We start from the raw sequence: 21,729 nt of genomic DNA, 5'->3' as shown, positions 1-21,729 counted from the left end.
GACCGACGTCTGACCTCTGTTTGATTTGATCAATTGACGACTGGACCTGCAAATCCGGATTTCTTTTTCCCGGAAACGCAAAACCCCCGGCAGGCCGGGGGTTTTGTTGACTCGCTGGTACGATTACTCGTCGAGGAACGAGCGCAGGTGCTCGCTTCTTGTCGGGTGACGCAGCTTGCGCAGTGCCTTGGCTTCTATCTGACGAATCCGCTCGCGGGTAACGTCAAACTGCTTACCGACCTCTTCAAGCGTGTGATCGGTATTCATGTCGATGCCGAAACGCATGCGCAGAACTTTTGCTTCACGGGCGGTAAGGCCCGACAGCACTTCGCGTGTCGCTTCTTTCAGGCTTTCAACAGTGGCGACATCGATTGGCGACTGCATGGTCGAGTCTTCGATGAAGTCACCCAGATGCGAATCTTCGTCGTCTCCGATCGGGGTTTCCATGGAGATCGGCTCTTTTGCGATCTTCAATACCTTGCGGATTTTATCCTCAGGCATTTCCATGCGTTCGCCCAACTCTTCCGGGGTCGGTTCGCGACCCATTTCCTGCAGCATCTGCCGGGAAATACGGTTGAGCTTGTTGATCGTCTCGATCATGTGCACCGGAATACGGATGGTGCGGGCCTGGTCGGCAATCGAGCGAGTGATCGCCTGACGGATCCACCAGGTGGCATAGGTCGAGAATTTGTAGCCACGACGGTATTCGAACTTGTCCACAGCCTTCATCAAGCCGATGTTGCCTTCCTGGATCAGATCGAGGAATTGCAGACCACGGTTGGTGTACTTCTTGGCGATGGAGATAACCAGACGCAAGTTCGCTTCAACCATCTCTTTCTTCGCGCGGCGGGCCTTGGCCTCACCGATCGACATGCGACGGTTGATGTCCTTGATCTCGGCTATTTTCAGGCCGGTTTCTTCTTCCAATGCCGACAGCTTCTGCTGGCAACGCTGGATGTCAGGCTGCAGACGACCAATGGCTTCGGCGTATTTGCTCTTGCCCTTGGCCAGTGCGTCAGTCCAGCTTTCGTCAACTTCGTTGCCCGGGAACTGGCGAAGGAAGTCGGCGCGCGGCATACGTGCATCACGTACACAAAGCTGCATGATGGCGCGTTCCTGAGCACGAAGACGCTCAAGGGCACCCCGCACACGCTCTACCAGACCTTCAAACTGCTTTGGAACCAGTTTGATCGGCATGAACAGTTCGGCAAGTGCAACCATTTCGGCAATGGCATGCTTGTCGTCGCGACCGAATTTCTTCAGCGCCTTGCGGGTGATTTCCATTTGATCGGAAACCGCACCGAAGCGCTGCTGGGCGATGACCGGATCGGGACCGCTTTCGACTTCGTCTTCGTCGTCGCTGGCGTCTGCCGATTCTTCCTCGTCGTCATCGGTGCCTTCGGCCTTGACGGCTTTGGGATCGACAGGCGGAGGTACTTCGGCAGGCGGCGCAATGCCGTCGTCCGGGTCGATATAGCCGCTCAGAACATCGGAGAGGCGACCGCCTTCACTGGTGACACGTGTGTATTCGGAAAGAATATGGTCAACCGTGCCAGGGAAGTGCGCAATTGCGCCCATCACTTCACGGATGCCTTCTTCGATACGTTTGGCGATTTCGATTTCGCCTTCACGGGTCAGAAGTTCAACGGTACCCATTTCACGCATGTACATACGAACGGGATCGGTGGTACGCCCGATGTCGGTCTCGACCGCTGCCAACGCTGCAGCCGCTTCTTCTGCGGCTGCCTCGTCGGTATCGGCGTCGGCCAGCATCAAGGCGTCCGCATCCGGAGCACTCTCGTGTACCGGGATCCCCATGTCGTTGATCATGCGGATGATGTCTTCCACCTGCTCGGGATCTGAAATATCCTCAGGCAAGTGGTCGTTGACCTCTGCGTAAGTCAGATACTTCTGCTCACGACCCAGGGTGATCAACTCTTTGATACGAGATTGCTGTTGCGCTTTTCCGGACATAACACCCTATCCACTGAAGGTCTTGGCGGGCAAAAAACAAGCCGAGGATTATACCCGAGCTATGACCTCACGCGCCAGTTGAGGTCGGGGTTTGTGCGGGAACATTGCGATTTAGCAGTTCCCTAAGCTGAATTTTCTCTTCTGCGCTCAACTCGGTTTGACGAGCCTTGCTGATCAGATGTTCCAGACTGCGCTCGCGTTGGCGAGCGGATAAGCTAGTTATAGTGTCGAAAAACTGTTGTTCAAGGTTGTCGGCCTCAATCAGCCATTCCTTTTCTGCCAGAGCGCGCAGCAAACGGCCCTGTTCAGTCCCGTGCCACCTCGCTATCAACTGTAACGACCGCAGGTTGGGATTCTTTTGCCTGGCTTCGATAAGGGCGACCAGCAGTTGCGCGTTAGATTGGTCTTCTGCAGCGAAATGGCTGGCATTTTCGACCTTTTCGGCCAGTTCAGGGTGATGCAGCAAGGTTCTCAGTGCGGCCTGCATGGGTGGCTCGACAGCGGTCGGTACACGCGGCGTTCGAGGTTCGAAGTCCTGACGCTTACCTTTTTTGCCCCAGGATTTGTTGTCCCATTTTTTTTGATTCTGACCGCCGGTTTTCTTTGGCGTCCATTCCTGCTGTGGCTCATAACCGCCTTGAGGCTGGTAATCGGCAAAGTCAGGCATGGCGTCGTAATCGACATAGGGGTCGTAGCTCGGTGGCGCATCCACCGGCGCGCTCTGTACCAACTGACTGACGGCCTCGCCGGTAAGCCCGGTAATTTCGGTCAGGCGTTGGCGCATCAGAATGCGCAGGTTCGCCCCAGGCACTTTATCGATGAGTGGCGCCGCGAGGGTGGCCATGTGCGCCTTGCCCTCCAGCGAGCGTGGGTCAGACTCTTTGGTCAGTTGCTCGAAAAAATAATCGGCCAGTGGCTGGGCGTGCTGATTGATGCGTGCCTTGAACGCGTCGGTGCCTTCGGAGCGCACCAGCGTGTCCGGGTCTTCGCCCTCGGGAAGAAACAAAAAGCGCGCCCGACGCCCGTCCTGCAGGTTCGACAGGGTGGCTTCCAGTGCCCGCCACGCGGCATTGCGCCCGGCCTGATCGCCGTCGAAGCAGAACAGCACGTTGGGCACGACCCGGAACAGTCGTTTCAAATGCTCTTCGCTGGTCGCGGTACCCAGCGTGGCCACGGCATTGCGCAAACCTTGCTGCGCCAGGGCGATGACGTCCATGTAGCCTTCAACGACGATGATTTCGTCGAGGTTGCGATTGAATTTGCGGGCTTCGAACAGCCCGTACAGCTCCTGGCCCTTGTGGAAAACCGGTGTTTCCGGCGAGTTCAGGTACTTGGGCTTGTCATCACCCAGCACGCGCCCGCCAAAGGCGATGACGCGTCCGCGCGAGTCGCGTATCGGAAACATCACCCGGTCACGGAAGCGATCATAGCGTTTGCCGGTTTCGGCGTTCTCGATCAGCAGACCGGCATCGATCATGACCTTTTGCTGCAGTGAGTCGCTGCTCAGGTGCTTGTACAGGTTGTCCCAGCCTGGCGGAGCAAAGCCCAGACCAAAGTCTCTGGCGATTTCACCGGACAGCCCGCGGCCTTTGAGGTAATCCACCGCTGCCTTGCGCGATGGATGGCTTTTCAGCGCCTGGCGATAGAACTCGGCGGCGGCGGTCAGCAGCGGGTAGAGCGGGGAATCGGTTGGCTGGCGGGGCTTCTGGCCTTTTATGCCCTGTTCGCGAGGCACTTCCATGCCTGCTGCTTTGGCGAGGTCTTCGACAGCCTGGGGGAAATCCAGATTGTCGTGATCCATGATGAAGCCGAGCGCGTTGCCGCCAGCGCCGCAACCGAAGCAGTAATAGAACTGTTTGTCCGGGCTGACGCTGAAAGAGGGTGTTTTCTCTTTGTGGAACGGGCAGCAGGCTGTGTAGTTTTTCCCGGCTTTCTTGAGCTGCACGCGCGAACTGACTACATCGACAATGTCGGTGCGGTTCAGAAGGTCGTCGATAAAGCTCTGGGGAATCAGCCCGGCCATGGCGTTCTCATCATTCAAGCGTGGTGCAAAAGTATCGGGAGACTCTACGAGCGTTCCGTCAGCCTGTCAGCCGTCTTTTTGAAGACGTGGGCAATCAACGGGCACGTCTTTGCATCCGATGGGCGGTGTGGGCCTGAAAGGGGAATAAACTTGAGCCTGCGGGCAGGTCATAAGGCTTCACGCTGGGTGTCCACCTGAGGGTGACAAAACCCGGATACATAGCCTGGGTGCACGGAAGACGCTGCCTTGGCTGAGCTTCTTGCGAAGTCATCAAGGCATACTCGTCTTATCATCGACCGGTCTGCTGCCCGAGTGGGCATGGCCGATGTAGCCTGTGAACAGGCTGGACGTGCTTGATTGAATGTCTGAGTCGCATCGGCGGCCTGGACGGGCTCAATCAATCTAGCTAACGCGCAATCCAGTTAACGCAAAAAAGCGAAGCTGGAACTGCCGACAGCCCGGCTGGTTGGCCGGGCTGTCGGCAGAAGCTTGCGACGAAGGTCTGTAAATTAATACAGACGAACGGCGCGGCGCTGTTCGCGCTGGACTTTCTTGGCGTGGCGTTTGACAGCAGCTGCTGCCTTGCGCTTACGCTCCGAAGTCGGCTTCTCGTAAAATTCGCGGCTACGAACTTCAGCCAGAACACCGGCTTTTTCGCAGGAGCGCTTGAAACGACGCAGAGCTACGTCGAAGGGTTCGTTCTCTTTAACTTTGACGGCTGGCATCCAGAGCTACCTTCATTCATTACCGGGGTCAACGCTTAGTGCAAACACTGCACAAAAGTACGTCGGTTTTTAAGGGGTGCGGATGTTAACCCCTCATTGAGAGGAATGCAAAGCCTCTGATCGAAAACCGCTGGTCGGCACCTCGGTCGACGACTATTATGCGCGCCTTCAAATCTGCCCCCTACAAGGCGCAACCCCATGCTAGTACTGGGATTAGAAACCTCCTGCGACGAAACCGGTGTCGCGTTGTACGACAGCGAACGCGGTTTGCTCGCGGACGCATTATTCAGCCAGATCGACCTGCATCGTGCCTATGGCGGTGTAGTGCCGGAGCTGGCTTCGCGCGATCACGTCAAGCGCATGCTGCCGCTGATTCGCCAGACACTGGCCGAGGCGGACTGCGTGGCCACTGACATCGACGCCATTGCCTACACGGCCGGACCGGGTCTGGTAGGTGCATTGCTGGTCGGCGCCTCGTGCGCTCAGGCGCTGGCATTCGCCTGGGATATCCCGGCGTTGGGCGTTCACCACATGGAAGGCCATTTGCTGGCCCCGATGCTGGAAGAAAACCCGCCGCAGTTCCCGTTCGTCGCGTTGCTGGTGTCCGGTGGGCACACGCAACTGGTACGCGTCGATGGCATCGGTCAGTACGAACTGCTGGGCGAGACGCTGGACGATGCAGCAGGCGAGGCGTTCGACAAGACCGCCAAAATGATGGGCATGCAGTACCCAGGCGGCCCGGAGATTTCCAAAGCGGCGATGCAGGGTGTGGCGGGGCGCTTTGTCTTTCCCCGGCCGATGACTGATCGTCCCGGGCTGGAATTCAGTTTCAGCGGGTTGAAAACTTCTGCGCTCAATACCTGGCAGCAATGTCAGGGCGCTGGAGACGACAGCGAGCAAACCCGCTGCGACATCGCTCTGGCGTTCCAGCAGGCGGTAGTGGAGACTTTGACCATCAAGTGCAAGCGTGCGCTCAAACAGACCGGCCTCAAGAGTCTGGTCATTGCGGGCGGCGTCAGCGCGAATAAGGCGCTGCGGGCTTCGCTGGAAAGCATGCTCGGCGACTTGCGCGGTAATGTTTACTACGCAAGGCCCGAGTTCTGTACCGATAACGGCGCAATGATCGCCTTTGCGGGCTGTCAGCGTTTGCAGGCAGGGCAGAAGGAAGATTTGAGCATCAGCGTGCAGGCGCGTTGGCCCATGGAGCAGTTGCCGGGGCTGTGATGACAGGCGAGGGTGCGATGATTTCAGGTTGCCCTTCAGAAATGTCGTTCGCGCCCGGCGAGCAGGTCGCGTAGATTGCCGCGATGGCGCCAGACGATGAGCAGCGTCAATACGCTCATCGGCAACAGCGCATGAGGTTCTTGCCATGCCAGTAATGGCAGGGTCAGCGGTGTGGCAATCAGGGCGGCGAGCGAGCTGGTACGCGTCAGGTAAAGCGTCAGCAGCCAGGCCGCTATGGCCAGGGCGGCTGCGGGCGGGTACAGCCCCAGCAGCACGCCGGCGGCTGTCGCGACACCTTTGCCACCACGGAAGCGAAAGTACACTGGGAACAGGTGGCCCAGCACTGCGCAGACGCCGATCCAGCCCTGTTGCGCGATGTTCAGGTTCCAGGCGCTGGCGATCAGGATTGGCAGCAGGCCTTTGCAGAGGTCGCCAAGCAGGGTCAGGATGGCCAGTTTTTTTCCGGCCAGACGCAGCATGTTGGTAGCACCGGCATTGCCCGAGCCACTGGCGCGCGGGTCTGGCCTGCCGCTCAGGCGGCTGAGCAGAATGGCGAAGGACAGCGAGCCAAGCAGGTAGGCGAAGGTGGCCAGTAACCAAAACATGCTAACCATTCCGGGCGAGGATGCCCTGATTCTAACGGCGCATCGCGCCCTTGTCGTGCAGTGGAGAGTAGTGCTTGGACAGAGTTTTCATCGAGGGCCTTGAGGTTGATACAGTCATCGGCGCCTATGACTGGGAGCGCGGCATTCGCCAGTGCCTGCGTCTGGACCTCAGCTTCGCCTGGGACAATCGCCCTGCAGCGGCAGGCGACGACCTGAGCAAGGCCCTCGACTACGCCAGTGTTTCGACACGTATTCAGGCTTTCGCCGAGCAGGCTCAGTTTCAGTTGGTAGAGACCTTCGCTGAGCGGCTGGCTGAAGTGCTGATGAGCGAATTCAATATTCCCTGGCTGCGTCTGAAACTGACCAAGCCGGGTGCCGTAGCGGCCGCTGCCGGTGTGGGTGTGGAGATCGAGCGCGGATGTCGCTGACGCGGATTTTCCTCGGCCTGGGGAGCAATATCGAGCGCGAACGTCACCTGCATGCCGGGCTGGATGCGCTGGATGGCTTTCTGACTGACCTCAGTTGCTCGCCGGTTTTTGAAAGCCATGCGGTGGGTATCAAGAGCGGGCCATTCTTCAATCTGGTGGTGTCGGCGTTGACCGATCTGCCGTTGATGGAGCTTGATCGCCGCCTGAAATTCATCGAGGCCGACAATGGCCGCTATGCCCCGGATCGCAAAGGGCTGCCGCTGGATATCGATGTGCTGTTGTATGGCGAGCAGGTCGGCAATTTTGACGGGCTGATTTTGCCGAGAGCGGAAATTCTGAAGAATGCCTTTGTGCTGTGCCCATTGGCATTGATTGCCCCTGAGCGTCTGCATCCGGGTGTGGGGATTGCATTCAGCAAGCTCTGGGCTGACGCGCAGATCGATCAGCAGCTCTGGCCTGTGGCTTTTGAATGGCGCGGCGTGGGCCTTACGCCTGAGGGTCTGCTGCGTAGCTGAGTGGGTTCGTGTTTCTCGGGTGCTGAAGATCGGACGCAGAGCGTCCAGGGCTGCGCTCCCACGCTGGTGCGTGGGAGCGATAGTAGTCAGTTAGAGTCAGGCGACGTGCTCCGCCTTATAGATTTTCAGCGCCTTGAGCCGTTCGTTCTTTAGCGCGTCGCCCAGTTCCTTGCCCTTGAAGCCCTTCTCCAGCAGCGGCTGTACTGACACCGTTCGAGCGGCCTGTGCTGCACCGCGCAGGTAATCAGCCTGTGGATAACTGCGTTGTTCGAAGCCGTGACGTCCTCGCGCGTCCATCTCGCACGCCGCAATGAACTCTTCAAAACGTTGCGGGCGGCGGTAGACGTCGACACTTTGCAGCAGCTCCAGCAAAGTCGAGGGTTTCAGTTCCAGCGCCCGATGGCCGTGGGTGTGGTACTGGCCGACCAGCAGTGCCAGTTCCTGACATTCCCTGGGCACCCGAAAACGCTCGTTGACCGCTTTAATCAGGCGCAGGCCGGTATGTTCATGGGCAATGTGCCTGGGCCATTCGGCTTCTGGCGTCAGCCCTTTGCCCAGATCGTGCAGCAGGCAGGCCCAGCGTACGGTCAGCGGGTGTTTGTGAATCGCAGATTGCTCTAGCACGCTGAGGACGTGTACGCCGGTGTCAATTTCCGGATGATGCGTAGCGGGCTGCGGTACACCAAACAATGCCTCGACCTCAGGCATCAGTTCCTTGAGCGCGCCGCAGTCGTGCAGTACCTGGATGAACACCTGAGGCTGCTCTTCCATGAGGGCGCGTGAGATTTCCTTCCAGCTTCGCTCGGCGGTCAGCGCCTTGAGTTCGCCGGATTCACTGAGCTGGCGCATCAGCCCCAAGGTCTCGGGTGCGATGGTGAAACCGTAACGTGCGTAGCGCGCTGCGAACCGGGCCACGCGCAAGACCCTAAGCGGATCTTCGGCGAATGCGGGGGAAACGTGGCGCAATATTCGCGCTTCAAGGTCTTTCTGACCGTTATACGGGTCGGTCAGGTTTCCGTCCTTGTCTTCGGCCATGGCATTGATCGTCAGGTCGCGCCGAATCAGGTCCTGCTCAAGCGTTACCTCGGGGCTTGCATGAAAAACAAAGCCTCCATAGCCCACGCCGCTTTTGCGCTCGGTGCGCGCCAGCGCGTATTCCTCATTGGTCAGCGGGTGCAGAAACACCGGGAAGTATGTGCCGACCGGGCGATAGCCCTTGACCAGCATGTCCTCAGTGCTCGCGCCGACCACGACCCAATCAATATCAGTGACAGGTTGACCCAAGAGGCGGTCGCGTACAGCACCGCCCACTTTATAAATCTGCATAAAAAGCCTCCGTAAGCGCGACAGGATAAACCTTGTGCCGTGCTTGCGGAGGCTAAAGCTGCATGAGCAGCCGTTTAAACAGCCTTTACCCTAACGTCTAAAGATGGACGACCGCCATATCAAGCCGGGGATACTCACTGTCGGCATGCTCGCCTTTTGGAGGTACGTGATGGGTCTTGACCACCTGATCGCCCTGCAGGGTTTCGAGATGGATATCAAAGCCCCACAGCCGGTGCAGGTGCTTGAGCACCTCGTCTGTCGAATCGCCCAGCGGTTTTCGGTTGTGCTGCTGGTGGCGCAGGGTCAGCGAGCGATCGCCTCGGCGGTCGATGCTGTAGATCTGCACGTTGGGCTCCCGATTGCCCAGGTTGTATTGCGCAGCGAGGATCTCGCGAATGGTCCGATAACCGTTTTCATCATGAATGGCAGGCACCAGCAGGTCTTCCTGCTGGTCGTCGTCCATGATGCTGAACAGCTTGAGGTCGCGAATCACCTTGGGCGACAAGTATTGGAGAATGAAGCTCTCGTCCTTGAAGCTGGTCATCGCAAACTTGATCGCCGTCAGCCAGTCGGTGCCGGCAATTTCCGGAAACCACTGCCGGTCCTCATCGGTAGGGTTTTCGCACATCCGGCGTATGTCCTGATACATGGCAAAGCCCAGCGCGTAGGGATTGATGCCGCTGTAGTAGGGGCTGTCAAAACCGGGCTGGAAAATCACGCTGGTGTGCGACTGCAGAAACTCCATCATGAAGCCGTCGGTGACCAGTCCTTCGTCGTACAGGTCGTTCATCAGCGTGTAATGCCAGAACGTTGCCCAGCCTTCGTTCATCACCTGGGTCTGGCGCTGTGGATAAAAGTACTGCGCGATCTTGCGCACAATGCGCACCACTTCGCGCTGCCAGGGCTCCAGCAGCGGCGCGTGTTTCTCGATGAAATAGAGAATGTTTTCCTGCGGCTCGGCAGGAAAGCGTGCGTTGTCCTCTTTGCTGTTTTTTTCGGCGTTCTTCGGAATAGTGCGCCAAAGATCGTTGATCTGGCGCTGAAGATGTTCTTCCCTATCCTTCTGACGCCGCCGTTCCTCTTCAGCGGAAATCGGATACGGACGCTTGTAGCGGTCCACGCCGTAGTTCATCAACGCGTGGCACGAGTCGAGCAAATCTTCCACGGCGTCGATGCCATGCCGCTCCTCGCATTGCATGATGTACTGCTTGGCGAACACCAGATAATCAATGATCGAGCTGGCGTCGGTCCAGGTGCGGAACAGGTAATTGCCCTTGAAGAAGCTGTTGTGGCCATAGCAGGCGTGCGCAACGACCAGCGCCTGCATGCAGATGGTGTTTTCTTCCATCAGGTAGGCAATGCACGGGTCCGAGTTGATCACAATCTCGTACGCCAGCCCCATCTGGCCACGCGAATAGGATTTTTCAGTGCTGAGGAAGTGTTTGCCGTATGACCAGTGATGGTAGCCCAGGGGCATGCCCACCGAGGCGTAGGCATCCATCATCTGTTCGGCAGTGATCACCTCAATCTGGTTGGGATAGGTGTCCAGAGCATACCGCTCGGCAATTCTGCCGATCTCACGGTCGTAGGCCCGGATCAGTTCAAATGTCCACTCTGACCCCGTGGAAAGGGGTTGGCGCTTCTGCTCTCTGGCGGTCATGACACTAACCTTCGCTGGAAGAGTTCGCGGAATACCGGATAGATATCACCGGCAGAGACCAGCTGCTGCTGGGCGAACGTGTCGGCGTAGTCTTCACCGATACGCTCGTATTCGTACCACAAGGCCTGGTGCTCACGCGGCGTGATCTCCACGTACGTGTAGTACTGCACGAAGGGCATGATCTGTTTGGTCAGGATTTCCCGGCAAATGGGCGAATCGTCGTTCCAGTTGTCTCCGTCCGAGGCCTGTGCCGCGTAAATATTCCAGTCGCTGCTTGGGTAGCGTTCGGCCATGATCTCCTGCATCAGTTTCAATGCGCTGGAAACGATGGTGCCGCCGGTTTCCCGGGAATAGAAAAACTCTTCTTCGTCCACTTCCCGGGCGCTGGTGTGGTGGCGAATGAACACAACATCGATCTTGTCGTAATTACGCTTGAGAAACAGGTACAGCAGGATGAAGAAGCGCTTGGCGATGTCTTTGGTCGCCTGGGTCATGGATCCGGAGACGTCCATCAGGCAAAACATGACCGCTTTGGAACTGGGGTTGGGTTGTTTGACCAGCAGGTTGTACTTGAGGTCGAACGTATCGAGATACGGTACGCGACGAATACGTGCTTTCAGTCGATCGATTTCTACTTCCAGTTCCTGAATATCGCCGAAGTTGTCGGGCTCTTCGCGCTTCATACGCTCAAGCTCGACAGTTGCCTCTTTGAGTTTTGCCCGACTGCTGCCGGACAGCGCAATGCGTCGCGCATGCGCCGAGCGCAGGGTACGGATGATGTTGATGCGTGAAGGGTTGCCTTCGTTGCTGATACCCGCGCGCACGGTCTTGAAGGTGTCGGTACCGGTCAGGTTGCGCTTGACCAGGTTCGGCAGCTCCAGGTCTTCGAACATGAACTCGAGAAACTCTTCCTGAGTAATCTGAAACGAGAACTCATCCATGCCTTCGCCGGAGTTGCCTGCCTTGCCAGGCCCTTTGCCGCCACCGCCGCCTTGAGGGCGGGCGATGTGCTCGCCTGTGGTGAACTCCTTGTTGCCTGGATGAACAACGGTCTGTTTGCCGCCACGACCGTGATGCAACACCGGTTCGTCAATGTCGCGTCCGGGAATACTGATCTGCTCGCCGTGTTCCATGTCAGTAATGGAGCGCCGGCTGACCGCTTCCTCCACTGCCTTTTTAATGTGGTCACGGTAACGACGCAGAAACCGCTGCCGGTTTACCGTGCTCTTGTTCTTGCCGTTGAGACGTCGGTCGATCACATAGCTCATAGGCTCCTCCGGGGAGCTTCAAGTTGTAAGCTTCAAGCTGCAAGCGAGCGCGCCATCGATCCCGAAGCCGGGCCTCGATCGCTTTTCGCTTGCAGCTGATAGCTTGAAGCTTGCAGCTGCTTTATTGCGATTTCCGCACGCGCAGATACCATTCGGACAGCAGACGTACCTGCTTGTCCGTGTAGCCCCTCTCGACCATTCGTGTGACGAAGTCGTTGTGCTTCTGCTGATCCTCCTTGCTGGCCTTGGCATTGAAGCTGATGACGGGCAGTAGGTCCTCGGTGTTGGAGAACATTTTCTTCTCGATCACCACGCGCAGCTTCTCGTAGCTGAGCCAGGTCGGATTCTTGCCGTTGTTGTTGGCGCGGGCACGCAGCACGAAGTTGACTATTTCGTTGCGGAAGTCTTTCGGGTTGCTGATGCCGGCCGGTTTCTCGATCTTTTCCAGCTCCTCGTTCAAGGCCACGCGGTTGAGAATCTCGCCGGTTTCCGGATCGCGGTATTCCTGATCCTGAATCCAGAAGTCTGCATACAGCACGTAGCGGTCGAAAATGTTCTGACCGTACTCGCTGTAGGATTCCAGGTACGCCGTCTGGATTTCCTTGCCGATAAACTCGATGTAGCGGGGTGCCAGGTATTCCTTGATGAAGCGCAGGTAGCGTTCACGCGTTTCGGCCGGAAATTGCTCCTGTTCGATCTGCTGTTCCAGTACGTACAGCAGGTGCACCGGGTTGGCAGCAATTTCGTGTGGATCGAAGTTGAAGACCTTGGACAGAATCTTGAACGCGAAGCGGGTAGAGAGACCGTTCATGCCTTCGTCGACGCCCGCACTGTCGCGGTATTCCTGGATCGACTTGGCTTTGGGGTCGGTATCTTTCAGGTTCTCGCCGTCATACACGCGCATCTTGGAGTAGATGTTGGAGTTGTCCGGCTCTTTGAGGCGCGACAGCGTGGTGAATTGTGCGAGCATCTTCAAGGTGTCAGGTGCGCAATGCGCTTTGGACAGCGAGCTGTTGAAAAGCAGTTTGTCGTAAATCTTGATCTCGTCGCTGACACGCAGGCAGTACGGCACCTTCACGATGTAGATACGGTCGATGAAGGCTTCGTTGTTCTTGTTGTTGCGGAAGCTGTGCCATTCCGATTCGTTGGAGTGCGCCAGCAGAATACCGGTGAACGGGATGGCACCCAGCCCCTCGGTACTGTTGTAGTTACCTTCCTGGGTCGCGGTCAGCAACGGGTGAAGGACCTTGATCGGTGCCTTGAACATCTCGACGAATTCCATCAGGCCCTGGTTGGCCCGGCACAGTGCGCCCGAGTAGCTGTACGCGTCGGCGTCGTTCTGTGGGAATTCTTCCAGTTTGCGAATATCGACCTTGCCGACCAGCGCGGAAATATCCTGGTTATTTTCGTCGCCGGGCTCGGTTTTCGCTACGGCGATCTGGTTGAGAATCGAAGGGTAGAGCTTCACAACCTTGAACTGGCTGATGTCACCACCGAACTCGGCCAGGCGCTTGGTCGCCCAAGGCGACATGATAGTGCTCAGGTAGCGTCGCGGAATTCCGAAGTCTTCTTCCAGAATCGCGCCGTCCTCAGTGGCGTTGAACAGGCCCAGAGGCGACTCGAAGACTGGCGAGCCCTTGATGGCGTAGAATGGGACTCTTTCGATCAGTTGCTTGAGCTTTTCAGCCAGGGACGACTTACCGCCGCCAACCGGGCCGAGCAGGTAAAGGATTTGCTTCTTCTCTTCCAGGCCTTGGGCGGCATGGCGGAAATACGAAACAATCTGGTCGATGCATTCTTCCATCCCGTGGAAGTCGGCAAAGGCTGGATAGCGGCGTATCACCTTGTTGGAGAATATTCGCGAGAGCCTGGAGTTGGTAGAGGTATCCACCAGTTCGGGCTCGCCAATGGCCAGCAGAAGACGTTCTGCGGCAGAGGCATAGGCGCTGCGGTCCTGTTTGCAGAGCTCCAGATACTCCTGTAGCGAGAGCTCTTCTTGCCGTGTGCTTTCGAAGCGTTGTTGGAAGTGGCTGAATATACTCATGACGTCACCTCGCTCGATACGTGGAGCCGGCGGCGGATCGTCAGTCGATGCTGGCAGCAACCACAATGCGGCTGCTGTTTCCCCCCAGAACACCTTAAAAGTAACTACCGATGACCCACGCGCCGGTGTACCGGCTCTCCCCTGAATACGGATGGCCTAGGCTAAGGATAGTTCGGATTCGGAAAGATAAAGAAGGGATGCGCGAGAAGACGGGCTGACCGTTCGTCAGATGGCTCGCGAGCCCGCGTAAAACGCGGGATCAGCTGTCATAAAAATATTTTTTATCAGCCTTGCGCGGTTTCGTCAGGGTAAGTGGCGCGCCACAGCTCAAAGCCGCCGTCGACGCTGTATACGTCGGAGAAACCCTGGCCCACCAGGTAGGCTGCAGCGCTCTGGCTGGAGTTGCCGTGGTAGCAGACAACGACCAGCGGCTTGTCCAGATCGGCCTTGGCGATGAAGTCGGCAATCGAGTGATTGTCCAGATGCACGGAGTCAGGAATGTGATTGCTTTGAAAAGTCTGCGCATCACGAACATCGACCAGCACTGCACCTTGCTCGCGCAGTGCCTGTGCCTGTTCAGGTGGAATACGTTTGAATTCGGTCATTGCCTGGGCTCCTGAGCCTGGGGGTTAGTGGCGGTGCCGGCCTGTGCGCTTGTAACAAGCCCGTTGGCGGCCTGGCCGACAGCATCGCAATTGCATTGGTGACGTTCAAAGGTATCAACGTTGAGCAGCGTCATCGAGCCGCCCCAGACACATCCGCTGTCGAGGGCAAAGACGCCAGGCTCGTTGCAGCGACCCTCAAGCGCCGCCCAGTGGCCAAAAATGATTTTCAGCTCACGGGTCTTGCGTTTCGGGTGGCTGAACCAGGGCGCATAGCCAGGTATGGCGGTTTCAACGCCTTCCTTGCTCTTCATGTCGAGCTTGCCGTCGCTGGTGCAGAAGCGCATACGGGTGAAGTAGTTGGTAATCACCCGCAAACGCGTGACGCCTTGCAGGTCGTTGTCCCACTTGGCCGGCTCATTGCCGTACATGCCGTCGAGAAAAGCGCCATACAGCTGGTCGTCCTGAAGTGCATGCTCGACTTCGGCTGCGTGCTTCAAGGCCTTTTTCAGCGACCACTGCGGCGCGATACCGGCATGCACCATGGCGACGTTGCGCTCTGCATCGTAGTGCATCAGCTTTTGCCGACGCACCCAGCCGAGCAATTCGTCACGATCCGGCGCTTCAAGGATTTCGCGCAGCGTATCGCCTTTTTTGAGCAGTTCGTGTTTACGGGCGACGGCAAGCAGGTGCAGGTCATGATTGCCCAGCACGCACACCAGCGATTCACGGAGGCCGTACAGGTAGCGAAGTGTTTCCAGCGATTGCGGGCCACGATTGACCAAATCGCCCACCAGCCAGAGTCGATCATGCTCGGGGTTGAAGTGGACGTGCTCGAGCAGGCATTGCAGAGGTTCAAGGCAACCTTGCAGGTCACCAACGGCGTACACCGCCATCAGTGCAGCGAACCCGGGACGGCCAGACGAAAGGGCTTTATGACCGCATCAAAGCGTTTACCGTCTTCAGCCAGCATCTGATAAGAACCCTGCATATTGCCCACGCGGGTGGTCATTACCGTACCGCTGCTGTAGGTATGGCTTTTACCGACCTCGATCAACGGTTGCTGACCGACCACGCCCTCGCCGCGCACCTCTTCGACATGGCCGTCGCCGTCGGTGATGACCCAGTGACGCGACAGCAGCCTGGCAGGTAATTTACCGTTGTTGTGCACGGTGATGGTATAGGCGAAAGCGAAGCGATTCTGCTCGGGTTGCGACTGTTCCGAGAGAAAGCGTGTGACGACGCTGACGTCGACCTGGTAACGAGAATCGGGCATGCAATAGGCCTTGAAATCCATAACGAAAAAATGGCGTGTGCGGCAGGTAGACAAGTCTAGGACAAGTAAGCGGGAAATGACGACTGGCAGTGCCGTTTACTTGTCCTCAGGGTTCACTCTGTCACAACTTTCTCGCTGAGAGTGTCTGCCAGACGGACGAATGCAGCCAGGTCGAGTTGCTCGGGACGCAAGCTGCCGTCTACTCCGGAAGCGGTAATCTCGTCGCTGGTCAACAGCAACTTGAGCGTGTTGCGCAGGGTCTTGCGACGCTGGTTGAACGCTTCACGCACGATGCGCTCCAGCACGCGGTGATCCTTGGCAGGGTGCGGCAATGTTTCGTAAGGGACGAGACGCACAATGGCCGAGTCCACTTTCGGCGGCGGGTTGAACGCCCCCGGCCCGACGTTGAACAGATGCTCCACGCGGCAATGGTACTGGACCATGATCGACAGGCGACCCCAGTCACCGCCGCCGGGACCGGCAGCCATGCGCTCGACCACCTCCTTCTGCAACATGAAGTGCATGTCGCGGATCAGGCTGGCGTTTTGCAACAGATGAAAAATCAACGGCGTCGAGATGTTGTACGGCAGGTTGCCCACGACACGCAGGCTGTGCGGTTCGGCACCCAGGCTGTTGAAGTCGAACTTCAGTGCATCACCCTGATGCAGGTTGAAATTTGGCTTGTTGCCGAACTGGCCGGTGAGGATCGGGATCAGGTCCTTGTCCAGCTCGACCACATCCAGCTGTGCGCCGCTGTTGAGCAGCCCTTCGGTCAGCGCGCCCTGGCCCGGTCCGATTTCCAGCAGCCGGTCTTCAGGTTTGGCACGAATGGCGCGCAGGATTTTGTCGATAACGCCTGCGTCGTGCAGGAAGTTCTGCCCGAAACGCTTGCGCGCCCGGTGTTGGTATTGCTCGGTCATGAATGGGTCTCGGCCATCTGGTAGGCGGTTTGCAGTGCAACGTGCAGGCTGCCGGTGTCAATGTTCGCGCTGCCAGCCAGATCCAGCGCCGTGCCGTGATCGACAGAAGTGCGGATAATCGGCAGGCCGAGCGTCACATTGACTGCTGCGCCGAAACCTTTGTATTTCAGCACGGGCAAGCCTTGATCGTGGTACATCGCCAGCACTGCGTCGCAGTGCTCCAGATATTTGGGGGTAAACAGAGTGTCGGCAGGCAGTGGGCCGCGTAAGTCCAGGCCCTCGCTGCGCAGGCGCTCCAGAGTCGGTTCGATGATGTCGATTTCTTCACGGCCCAGATGCCCGCCTTCGCCTGCATGAGGGTTGAGGCCGCAGACCAGAATACGCGGGCGGGCAATGCCGAACTTGTTCACCAGATCGGCATGCAGGATGCGTGTCACGCGCTCCAGTCGGTCTGGCGTGATGGCATCTGCCACTTCGCGCAACGGCAGGTGCGTGGTCACCAGCGCCACGCGCAGGTCGCCGGTCGCCAGCATCATCACCACCTGTTCGGTGTGAGTCAGTTCAGCGAGAAATTCGGTGTGTCCGGAAAACGCGATACCGCCGTCGTTGATCACGCCTTTGTGCACCGGGGCGGTGATCATGCCGCTGAACAGCCCATCCAGGCAGCCCTGGCCCGCGCGAATCAGGGTTTCCAGGACGAATGCAGCATTGGCCTTGTTCAGCACGCCGGTTTCCACCGGAGCGGCCAGTGGCGTATCCCAGACGTACAAACTGCCGGCAGGCGCAGGCAGGTCGGGAAGCGTATCAGGGGTGACGTCAAGCAGACTGACCGCCACACCCAGTTGCGCGGCCCGCTTAAGGAGCAGGTCACGGCTGGTGATGGCGATCAGGGGGTATGGCTGAGGCTGCGTGGCGAGCAGCAGGCAAAGGTCAGGGCCTATGCCGGCCGGCTCACCGGGTGTCAGGGCGAAACGCTTGGGTTTCACTGCGCAGCCTGGGTCGCGCCAGGGAGTTTGATTTCAACGTAGGCTTCGTCACGGATCTGACGCAGCCAGGTTTGCAGCTCTTCGTCGTACTTGCGGTTACGCAGTACGTTCAACGCCTGCTGTTCACGCGCCTGATCGGTAGCATCCGTGGAACGACGACCGAGAACTTCCAGAACGTGCCAGCCATAAGCGGTCTTGAACGGTTTGGACAATTCGCCTTGTGGCGTCTCGTTCATGACCTGACGGAATTCCGGAACCAGAGAGTTCGGATCAACCCAGTTCAGATCGCCGCCATTGAGTGCCGAGCCTGGATCTTCCGAAAAGCTTTTCGCCAGTTCGGCGAAGTCTTCGCCATTCTGGATGCGGTCGTAGATTTTCTCGGCAAGACGCTTGGTCTCTTCTTCGTTACGGATTTCGCTTGGTTTGATCAGGATATGACGCACATGCACTTCATCACGCATTTGTGCCTGCCCCTGGCCGCCACGTTTTTCCAGTAACTTGAGGATGATGAAACCGCCCGGCGTGCGCGCTGGAGGCGTCACGTCGCCGACAGGCATTGCGCTGAGCATGTCACCGAATGGCGGTGGCAGTTGCGCAGCCTTGCGCCAGCCCATGTCGCCGCCTTCCAGTGCGTTTTCGCTGGAGGAGGTGGTGGCTGCGAGTCGGGTGAAGTCAGCACCTTTCTTCAGCTGGTCATAAATGCCCTTGGCTTTGACCGCAGCAGCCTGGATGGCATCCGAAGAGGCGCTGTCAGGCGTTGCGATCAGAATGTTGGCCAGGTGGAACTCTTCAGACAACTGAGCCTTGCCCTGATCGGAGGCGAGGAAGTTTTTCACTTCCTGCTGGGATACCTGGATACGTTCGGCCACCCGGCGCTGACGCACACGGCTGATGATCATTTCCCGGCGCACCTGCTCGCGTGCATCGTTATAGGACAAGCCGTCATGAGCCAGTGCGGCGCGGAATTGCTCTACGCTCATGTTGTTGCGCTGGGCAATGGTGCCAATGGCCTGATTCAGCTCGTCGTCGGAGACACGAATACCGGACCGTTCGCCCATCTGCAACTGCAGGTTTTCCAGGATCAGACGATCCAGAACCTGTGGTTGCAGGGCTTCTGCAGGCGGCACACCAGAGCCACGCTTGGCAATGGTCTGCTGAACTTCACGTACACGCTGGTCCATCTGGCTTTTCATGATCACATCGTTGTCGACGATAGCCACGACACTGTCCAGAGGTTGAACCGCAGCATGCACTGCACCGCTCAGGAGTAACGCGCCCAGCATCAGCGGGCGCAGACAATCAGAAAGCTTGGTCTTCACGTTCACGATAACCTTGAATGCCTTTGTCGAGGAAGCTGTCTACCTTGGCGCCAGTTACACCGCCGAGCCCCTTCAACACGATTTGTAGGAATATGCCGCGGTCGCCTTTCTCGTTCTGAGGCGCTGCCTGACTGAACTCGTCGTAGTCGACCCAATAGCGGTTGACCAGACGCATTTTCCAGCAGCAGTTGTCGTACTCGAACCCGCCGAAAGCTTCGATGGTGCGCTCACGGTTGTAGTCATACTGCCAGCGGCTGATCAGGCTCCACTGCGGCACGATTGGCCAGATGACCGAGAAATCGTGCTGCTGGATCTTGTAGTAGTCCTTCACGTAGTTGGCATCGCCCGGACGTCCGTAGTCGCCACCGCCCACGATCCAGCGGCCAGTGCTTTCGTCGTAACGAATCTGGTCGTTGCGATAGCGATAGCCGAGGTTGACGATCTTGTTCGGGTTGTCTTCAGGCTGGTAATGGAACATTGCGCTGCCCGAACGGGTGCTCTTGCTGTCCGGATCCCAGTTGAAATCGGAGTTGAAGCGCCAGTCGCGGTTGAAGCGGTATTCGTATTCCAGCGCGTAAGGCGAAACGTTGGCGCGCGCATCATCACGATCAGCGAACACTACGCCAGGCAACTGCACCTTACGGTCTTCGAAATACAGCGCCTGACCGATGCTGAAGCGTTGACGTTCAAAGCCGTTGCTTTCAATCCAGCGGTTGGTGATACCCAGCGACAGCTTGTTCTCGTCGCCGATGCGGTCGGAACCGGTGAAGCGGTTGTCACGGAATAGCGAGGCATAATTGAATGTACTTTCGCTGGTGTCGAATACCGGGATGTCGGTCTGGTCTTTCTCGGGTACATAGAGATAGAACAGGCGCGGTTCCAGGGTTTGACGGTAATCCTTGCCGAACCAGTTGGTGTTGCGGTCGAAGTACAGGCCGCTGTCGACGCTGAAGATCGGCACGCTGCGGCTTTGACTACTGCTGTATTCCTCGCCAGCCAGAAGCGAGCTTTTGCCCTGACTGTCCAGGTCCAACGCGTACTGGGTGTAGACGTACTTAAGCTTCGGTGTCAGGAAACCATAGGTCCAGTTCATTGGCAGGCTGACGGACGGCGCCAGATTCAGGCGGTCCCCGTTTGCCCGGGCAAGGCCGGTGATGTTGTTGTCCAGGCGTGTCTCGGAGTTGCCATCTTCATCGATGAACGCGCCGCTGCGCAGATCACGTTCGAAGCGAACGGCTTCAGTCTGATAATCAAACTTCAGACCACCCGGGTTGTAAGGCAACGTACCGTTGAGCGTCAACTGTGGCAGGCGGTTGTAAGGCGTAACGTTCGCAACCGTAGCCAGCTTGTAAGCCTGAGCGTTGAGCACTGCCGAGTAGCTGTCGCCACGGTAGGTCAAAGAGCCCTGCTGGTTGAGGAAGTCCGTCCGTTTAACGCCGATCTGATCGGTTTCCAGATCCTGGAAGTAATACGGGTCGCTGATGTCGGTGTAATCAACCTGGGTCAGCCAGCGCGTATCAAGCCCGCCCTTGTGCTGCCAGTTGATCATCCAGCGAGTCTTGTCGTAGTCCGACTGCAGCTTGCGGTCGTCGTTCTCGTCGTTCAGGTACGCGCCGCCAAACTGGCCTTCGCTGCCTTTGGTCAGGTAGCGGAACTCGCCTTCCATCAGCAGGCCGCGGTCGGCCATGTAACGCGGGTACAACGTGGCGTCGTAGTTCGGTGCCAGGTTGAAGTAGTACGGAGTAACGAGTGTGAAACCGTTATCGCCGCCTGCCGCAATGGTCGGCGGCAGGAAGCCGGACTGGCGACGGTCGTCGATCGGGAAGTAGATATACGGCGTGTACAGAACCGGTATGTCCTTGACCCGCAGGGTAACGTTGGTCGCTGTACCAAAGCCGGTGGCCGGGTTCAGCGTGATGTTGTTGCCCTTGAGCGTCCATGCGTTACTGTTCGGCTCGCACGAGGTGTAGGTACCGTCCTTGAGCCGGATGATCGCGTTTTCTGCACGCTTGGCATACAGGGCGTTACCGCGAATGTTCGACTTGTGCAGGACGTACTCGGCATTGTCGACACGGGCTTCGCCGGTATCGAGTTGCAGCTCGGCCTTGTCACCGACGATCAGCGCGCCGTTGTCGCGCAGACGGACATCGCCGTTCAGCTCGCCACGGTTTTCGGCCTGATGCAGTGCTGCCTCTTGAGCCTGTACCTGCATGCTGCCCTGGCGCAACACGACATCACCTGCCAGCGTCGCGACCTGCGCTTCCTGTTCGTAACGCGAAGCCTTGGCTCCGACGAACATAGGCGCGTCTTTCATCGGCGTCTTGTCGTCCATGCCTGGGCGGATCGGCTCGACGTAGGCACCCGAGCAATACGGACCGGTCTCGGCCAGTTGTGCTGCGGTGAGCTTTTCGCGAGGAACCCAATCAAGGTGGCTGTAGTCAGCACTACGCGACCTGAGACCTTTGCCCTTGGCTTCGGTAACCAGTTGCGTACCTGCAACCTGCTCACCCGAAGAGGTGCCTTGCGAGGTAACTGTGCCGTTGGAACTGACCGACGTCGTGTCATGCACGGGGCGCGGAGGCAGATCCACTGCAGCAGCATTGGATTTCGGCGCACAGTTCCAGGCACCCGAAGCAGAGACTGAGCAGTCATACTGTTCCGCGGCGACCACGAACTGAGTGGCCAGAGGTTGCATCGCCAGCAGACTGCCGGTTACGAGCAACGGAAATTTTTTACGAAACGCGGGGGATTTCAATGCCATCTTATTAGTCCGGGCTTCCTGCGCGCCATCTGCCCGCGGGGGGGCCGCACGCCTCTCGATGGGCTGAAAAAGA

General features: G+C 58.0%; 18 protein-coding genes. 3 read left to right on the top strand and 15 right to left on the bottom strand.

Going from position 1 to position 21,729, the window contains the following annotated elements; genetic code table 11:
• Nucleotides 1–123: 123 nt before the first annotated feature.
• The 3 genes from rpoD to rpsU form a co-directional block, all read right to left on the bottom strand.
• On the bottom strand, nucleotides 124–1,974 hold the full coding sequence (rpoD, locus tag AC4ANE_RS24620) for an RNA polymerase sigma factor RpoD (protein ID WP_002551876.1): 1,851 nt from the start codon (nucleotides 1,972–1,974) through the stop codon (nucleotides 124–126).
• A 67-nt stretch (nucleotides 1,975–2,041) separates the two neighbouring features.
• Nucleotides 2,042–3,997, bottom strand: a complete 1,956-nt coding sequence (dnaG, locus tag AC4ANE_RS24615; protein WP_031597121.1) for a DNA primase — start codon at nucleotides 3,995–3,997, stop codon at nucleotides 2,042–2,044.
• Between the two features lie 509 nt (nucleotides 3,998–4,506).
• Nucleotides 4,507–4,722, bottom strand: coding sequence for a 30S ribosomal protein S21 (rpsU, locus tag AC4ANE_RS24610; RefSeq protein ID WP_002551877.1), 216 nt, complete (start codon nucleotides 4,720–4,722; stop codon nucleotides 4,507–4,509).
• A gap of 198 nt (nucleotides 4,723–4,920) precedes the next feature.
• On the opposite strand from rpsU, the gene tsaD reads away from it, so the two are divergent.
• Complete coding sequence (gene tsaD / locus AC4ANE_RS24605; protein ID WP_002551878.1) at nucleotides 4,921–5,946, top strand: tRNA (adenosine(37)-N6)-threonylcarbamoyltransferase complex transferase subunit TsaD; 1,026 nt, start codon at nucleotides 4,921–4,923, stop codon at nucleotides 5,944–5,946.
• A gap of 35 nt (nucleotides 5,947–5,981) precedes the next feature.
• On the opposite strand, the gene plsY is transcribed toward tsaD, so the two are convergent.
• A complete protein-coding gene (gene plsY, locus AC4ANE_RS24600) occupies nucleotides 5,982–6,551 on the bottom strand; it encodes a glycerol-3-phosphate 1-O-acyltransferase PlsY (RefSeq protein WP_004660108.1) in 570 nt (189 codons plus the stop codon).
• Nucleotides 6,552–6,625: 74 nt separating this feature from the next.
• Between plsY and folB the strand changes: the two genes are divergently transcribed.
• Both folB and folK read left to right on the top strand, forming a co-directional pair.
• Nucleotides 6,626–6,979: a dihydroneopterin aldolase gene (gene folB, locus AC4ANE_RS24595; protein WP_002551880.1), complete on the top strand. Its 354-nt coding sequence runs from the start codon at nucleotides 6,626–6,628 to the stop codon at nucleotides 6,977–6,979.
• Nucleotides 6,970–7,494, top strand: coding sequence for a 2-amino-4-hydroxy-6-hydroxymethyldihydropteridine diphosphokinase (folK, locus tag AC4ANE_RS24590; protein ID WP_031597124.1), 525 nt, complete (start codon nucleotides 6,970–6,972; stop codon nucleotides 7,492–7,494). The genes folB and folK overlap by 10 nt, the downstream gene beginning before the upstream one ends.
• 96 nt (nucleotides 7,495–7,590) lie before the next feature.
• Here folK and AC4ANE_RS24585 read toward each other — a convergent pair whose 3' ends face one another.
• From AC4ANE_RS24585 to AC4ANE_RS24535, 11 genes are all read right to left on the bottom strand, one after another.
• Nucleotides 7,591–8,820 (bottom strand): multifunctional CCA addition/repair protein, encoded by a 1,230-nt coding sequence (locus AC4ANE_RS24585; protein WP_002551882.1) that lies wholly within the window; start codon nucleotides 8,818–8,820, stop codon nucleotides 7,591–7,593.
• Nucleotides 8,821–8,917: 97 nt separating this feature from the next.
• Entirely contained in the window at nucleotides 8,918–10,480 is a 1,563-nt protein-coding gene (locus AC4ANE_RS24580; protein WP_002551883.1) for a SpoVR family protein, read from the bottom strand.
• Nucleotides 10,477–11,748, bottom strand: coding sequence for a YeaH/YhbH family protein (locus tag AC4ANE_RS24575; RefSeq protein ID WP_002551884.1), 1,272 nt, complete (start codon nucleotides 11,746–11,748; stop codon nucleotides 10,477–10,479). Before AC4ANE_RS24575 ends, AC4ANE_RS24580 begins: the two co-directional genes overlap by 4 nt.
• Nucleotides 11,749–11,869: 121 nt before the next feature.
• Nucleotides 11,870–13,792 carry a PrkA family serine protein kinase gene (locus tag AC4ANE_RS24570; RefSeq protein ID WP_002551885.1) on the bottom strand — a complete coding sequence of 641 codons (1,923 nt, stop codon included), beginning with the start codon at nucleotides 13,790–13,792 and terminating at the stop codon, nucleotides 11,870–11,872.
• A 284-nt stretch (nucleotides 13,793–14,076) separates the two neighbouring features.
• Entirely contained in the window at nucleotides 14,077–14,397 is a 321-nt protein-coding gene (gene glpE / locus AC4ANE_RS24565) for a thiosulfate sulfurtransferase GlpE (RefSeq protein ID WP_002551886.1), read from the bottom strand.
• The gene (locus AC4ANE_RS24560; protein WP_002551887.1) at nucleotides 14,394–15,290 is read right to left on the bottom strand and encodes a symmetrical bis(5'-nucleosyl)-tetraphosphatase; all 897 of its coding nucleotides are present in this window, start codon (nucleotides 15,288–15,290) and stop codon (nucleotides 14,394–14,396) included. Before AC4ANE_RS24560 ends, glpE begins: the two co-directional genes overlap by 4 nt.
• Nucleotides 15,290–15,670, bottom strand: a complete 381-nt coding sequence (gene apaG, locus AC4ANE_RS24555) for a Co2+/Mg2+ efflux protein ApaG (protein ID WP_002551888.1) — start codon at nucleotides 15,668–15,670, stop codon at nucleotides 15,290–15,292. Before apaG ends, AC4ANE_RS24560 begins: the two co-directional genes overlap by 1 nt.
• Before the next feature lie 113 nt (nucleotides 15,671–15,783).
• On the bottom strand, nucleotides 15,784–16,590 hold the full coding sequence (rsmA, locus tag AC4ANE_RS24550) for a 16S rRNA (adenine(1518)-N(6)/adenine(1519)-N(6))-dimethyltransferase RsmA (protein WP_002551889.1): 807 nt from the start codon (nucleotides 16,588–16,590) through the stop codon (nucleotides 15,784–15,786).
• Nucleotides 16,587–17,576 (bottom strand): 4-hydroxythreonine-4-phosphate dehydrogenase PdxA, encoded by a 990-nt coding sequence (gene pdxA, locus AC4ANE_RS24545; RefSeq protein ID WP_002551890.1) that lies wholly within the window; start codon nucleotides 17,574–17,576, stop codon nucleotides 16,587–16,589. Before pdxA ends, rsmA begins: the two co-directional genes overlap by 4 nt.
• A complete protein-coding gene (locus AC4ANE_RS24540) occupies nucleotides 17,573–18,895 on the bottom strand; it encodes a peptidylprolyl isomerase (RefSeq protein WP_002551891.1) in 1,323 nt (440 codons plus the stop codon). The genes pdxA and AC4ANE_RS24540 overlap by 4 nt, the downstream gene beginning before the upstream one ends.
• Nucleotides 18,876–21,656 (bottom strand): LPS-assembly protein LptD, encoded by a 2,781-nt coding sequence (locus AC4ANE_RS24535; RefSeq protein ID WP_002551892.1) that lies wholly within the window; start codon nucleotides 21,654–21,656, stop codon nucleotides 18,876–18,878. The genes AC4ANE_RS24540 and AC4ANE_RS24535 overlap by 20 nt, the downstream gene beginning before the upstream one ends.
• Between the last annotated feature and the right edge of the window lie 73 nt (nucleotides 21,657–21,729).

The sequence above is a fragment of the Pseudomonas sp. Pme6b genome (assembly GCF_058129925.1).
Note: the sequence above shows the minus strand (reverse complement) of the source record. Positions and strands in the feature narration are given on the sequence as shown.

What these genes read in the sequence shown, in the direction of transcription:
- rpoD (WP_002551876.1), bottom strand. Translation starts at nt 1,974, where the DNA reads ATGTCCGGAAAAGCGCAACAGCAATCTCGTATCAAAGAGTTGATCACC.
- dnaG (WP_031597121.1), bottom strand. Translation starts at nt 3,997, where the DNA reads ATGGCCGGGCTGATTCCCCAGAGCTTTATCGACGACCTTCTGAACCGC.
- rpsU (WP_002551877.1), bottom strand. Translation starts at nt 4,722, where the DNA reads ATGCCAGCCGTCAAAGTTAAAGAGAACGAACCCTTCGACGTAGCTCTG.
- tsaD (WP_002551878.1), top strand. Translation starts at nt 4,921, where the DNA reads ATGCTAGTACTGGGATTAGAAACCTCCTGCGACGAAACCGGTGTCGCG.
- plsY (WP_004660108.1), bottom strand. Translation starts at nt 6,551, where the DNA reads ATGTTTTGGTTACTGGCCACCTTCGCCTACCTGCTTGGCTCGCTGTCC.
- folK (WP_031597124.1), top strand. Translation starts at nt 6,970, where the DNA reads ATGTCGCTGACGCGGATTTTCCTCGGCCTGGGGAGCAATATCGAGCGC.
- AC4ANE_RS24585 (WP_002551882.1), bottom strand. Translation starts at nt 8,820, where the DNA reads ATGCAGATTTATAAAGTGGGCGGTGCTGTACGCGACCGCCTCTTGGGT.
- AC4ANE_RS24580 (WP_002551883.1), bottom strand. Translation starts at nt 10,480, where the DNA reads ATGACCGCCAGAGAGCAGAAGCGCCAACCCCTTTCCACGGGGTCAGAG.
- AC4ANE_RS24575 (WP_002551884.1), bottom strand. Translation starts at nt 11,748, where the DNA reads ATGAGCTATGTGATCGACCGACGTCTCAACGGCAAGAACAAGAGCACG.
- AC4ANE_RS24570 (WP_002551885.1), bottom strand. Translation starts at nt 13,792, where the DNA reads ATGAGTATATTCAGCCACTTCCAACAACGCTTCGAAAGCACACGGCAA.
- glpE (WP_002551886.1), bottom strand. Translation starts at nt 14,397, where the DNA reads ATGACCGAATTCAAACGTATTCCACCTGAACAGGCACAGGCACTGCGC.
- AC4ANE_RS24560 (WP_002551887.1), bottom strand. Translation starts at nt 15,290, where the DNA reads ATGGCGGTGTACGCCGTTGGTGACCTGCAAGGTTGCCTTGAACCTCTG.
- apaG (WP_002551888.1), bottom strand. Translation starts at nt 15,670, where the DNA reads ATGCCCGATTCTCGTTACCAGGTCGACGTCAGCGTCGTCACACGCTTT.
- rsmA (WP_002551889.1), bottom strand. Translation starts at nt 16,590, where the DNA reads ATGACCGAGCAATACCAACACCGGGCGCGCAAGCGTTTCGGGCAGAAC.
- AC4ANE_RS24535 (WP_002551892.1), bottom strand. Translation starts at nt 21,656, where the DNA reads ATGGCATTGAAATCCCCCGCGTTTCGTAAAAAATTTCCGTTGCTCGTA.